Here is a 2,366-nt window from a genome sequence, read left to right on the forward strand (position 1 = left end):
CCCCAAGGTCAGCGGGCCACGCCCGCCCACCCCTGAATGGACGCTCCTCTCCGGTGTCGACACCGATGCCAGCGGCCACCGATGTCCGCTGCGTCGTTACGCACGAGCAAACAGCCTCCCTTTTCCTACGACCTGCCTGACTCGTCCAGATCACCCGGGCATCAGGCTGGCCGCCACCGTCGCCCCGAGCTCCCGGCAGGCCTCGCGGCCCGCGACGTCCACCTCACCGAGGATCGACAGTGGCTCCAGCAGACGCTTCCACCTCAGCCCGGCGGCGATGGTCTCCACTCCGCGGATCGCTCCGATCGTGTCACTGTTGCCGTGGACATAGAGGGCCTACGGATGGCCAACTGTCGCTTCCAAGATCGGATAGTAGACGCCGTCGCAGAACTTGCGGAAACCCGCGTACGTCTACTAATTACGCCACGTGGCCTTCAGGCCGACGAGCAGGACCAACGTATCTGGACCATCACAAAGTCGCGGTTCCGGTGAAATACCTGGACGGCGGGCACTCCTCCTCGACGGTCCGGTGCAACACTCTGATCTGCTCCGGGGACGCCGGGGACGTGACATGGACCTGGTAGGTGATGTGGTGCGGTGCGCGAGGCACGTCCTCGAAGCCCGACCGGCCGGCGCGGGGCTCCATGTGACCCTCGACCTCCACGCTGATCTCGTCGAGGGGGACATCCAACCGGGCGGCGACGATCTCGAACATGTGCGTCAGGCAGCTGGCGAACACGCCGAGGACGAGCTCGGGCGAACTCAGCCCGAGGTTGGCACCGGCATAGTCCGGGGGCGAGTCACTGAGGATCTGGTGGTCCCGGATCCGGATCCGTCGAACCCCGCTGCGCCCGACGGCCTCGGACCGCGCCCGAAGCAGCACCGGGCCCGCGAAGGTGCCCGCCGCGGTCGCGTCCTTACCTACGACCAGCGGTTGTCCGTCTACAACGCCCGCTTCGGCCTGGAAGGCACCTGGAGCGACCGGGTAATCGCCCGCCTCGCGGGCCCGGAGTCGACGGCGGGCCGCCACCGCCTCCGCGAGATCCTGACAAACCTGGGCCTGCCCTCCCACTGACCTTCCCGGACAAGCACGGGCACGCAGGGACGTCCTGACGTCGTACTTCCCGGCCGGCCTCGGGGTCGAAGGAAGAGGGAAACGCGCCCGTGCCTGCTATCGGGTGACGATGACCATCGCGCGGTGTCCGGTGGCGTTCTTGAGTTTGGTGTCGCCGGTGAGCAGGTCGCAGCCGAGCGCTTCGGCGAGCGCGATGTAGGCGGCGTCGTAGGCACCGAGGTTGTGCCGCAGCTCCCACATCCGGGGATGGTAGGGCCAGACCGGATGACGGGTGATCCGCAGGCGCGCGTAGTCAGCCAGCATCTGCTCGCCGCGATGGTCAGTGATCTTCTTGCCCGCGGCAAGCCCGCGGACTGTTGACGCGACCTCGACGTCGAGATGGTGCGGGGCGTGCAGCGTGCGCGGGGTGGATAGGCGCTGCCGGAGCACCTCGTCGCCATCGCGGACGGACAGCACATCAATGACGAGCGAGCAGTCAACCACGTACGTGAGGGTCAACGCCGCCCCTCATCGCGCGCCGCGAGGATGTCATCCATGGTGAGCTCCACCGGTTCCCTGTCGCGAGCGATGCGGGCGATGACCTCCGCGTTGGTCTCCGTGGCCGCATCGGCATCCATCAGGTCCCGCAAGTACCCGGACAGTGACTGGCCGAGCGATCTGGCACGTTCGCGGAGGACCGCGAGCGTCGTCGGATCGACATCGCGCACCTGGATGATGCCCCCGTCGGCAGACTCGCTCATCTGTCCAGGCTACCACGCTTCATGCATCACGCATGAATCCTCGAGTCGCCCTCGCCAGAAGCGTTCGTGGGTGCCTCACACCACCTCCGCCGCTTGCGCGGGACGTCGCCGTCAGCCGGCCATCAGCGACGCGGCGACGGTGGCGCCGAGTTCCCAGCAGGCCTCACGCGCCGCGGCATCCACCTCGCCGACGATCGACAGCGGCTCGCGCAGACGCTTCCACTTCAAGCCCGTGGCGATCGTCTCCACACTCCGGACCGCGCCCGTGGTGTCGGAGCCACCGTGGGCGTACAAGGCGTACGGCCGACCGACAGTTGCTTCGAGGCAGGGGTAATACGCTTGATCACAGAACTTGCACAAAGTCGCATGCGCCGAATGATTACCCTAAGTGTCCACGAGGCTTGCTGTCACGGTGGCAAAGGAAGATCAGGTCGAAGCGGCGACCGCACGTCGACACCTGGCGGCGGGTGTCGCCGTCACGGTCGTCACGCTCACCGTGCTCGGCGTATTCGGACAGGTGCTGGCTGGAGCGTTCCCGATTTAGTAGACAT

General features: G+C 66.9%; 6 protein-coding genes. 1 reads left to right on the forward strand and 5 read right to left on the reverse strand.

From position 1 onward, the window contains the following. Positions 1-150 precede the first annotated feature (150 nt). The 5 genes from AC08OV_RS13035 to AC08OV_RS13055 form a co-directional block, all read right to left on the reverse strand. Positions 151-288 carry a hypothetical protein gene (locus AC08OV_RS13035; RefSeq protein ID WP_476619723.1) on the reverse strand — a complete coding sequence of 46 codons (138 nt, stop codon included), beginning with the start codon at positions 286-288 and terminating at the stop codon, positions 151-153. Between the two features lie 181 nt (positions 289-469). Then, positions 470-1,030: an OsmC family protein gene (locus AC08OV_RS13040; protein WP_476619724.1), complete on the reverse strand. Its 561-nt coding sequence runs from the start codon at positions 1,028-1,030 to the stop codon at positions 470-472. 141 nt (positions 1,031-1,171) lie between these two features. Next, positions 1,172-1,573 carry a type II toxin-antitoxin system VapC family toxin gene (locus AC08OV_RS13045; protein ID WP_476619725.1) on the reverse strand — a complete coding sequence of 134 codons (402 nt, stop codon included), beginning with the start codon at positions 1,571-1,573 and terminating at the stop codon, positions 1,172-1,174. Continuing rightward, on the reverse strand, positions 1,570-1,815 hold the full coding sequence (locus AC08OV_RS13050) for a hypothetical protein (protein ID WP_045878334.1): 246 nt from the start codon (positions 1,813-1,815) through the stop codon (positions 1,570-1,572). The genes AC08OV_RS13045 and AC08OV_RS13050 overlap by 4 nt, the downstream gene beginning before the upstream one ends. Before the next feature lie 111 nt (positions 1,816-1,926). Then, positions 1,927-2,064 carry a hypothetical protein gene (locus AC08OV_RS13055; protein WP_476619726.1) on the reverse strand — a complete coding sequence of 46 codons (138 nt, stop codon included), beginning with the start codon at positions 2,062-2,064 and terminating at the stop codon, positions 1,927-1,929. Between the two features lie 139 nt (positions 2,065-2,203). Here AC08OV_RS13055 and AC08OV_RS13060 point away from each other — a divergent pair, with 139 nt between their 5' ends. After that, on the forward strand, positions 2,204-2,359 hold the full coding sequence (locus AC08OV_RS13060; protein WP_476619727.1) for a hypothetical protein: 156 nt from the start codon (positions 2,204-2,206) through the stop codon (positions 2,357-2,359). The last annotated feature ends 7 nt before the right edge of the window (positions 2,360-2,366 follow it).

The organism is Frankia sp. CeTa3Moorea (assembly GCF_978021225.1).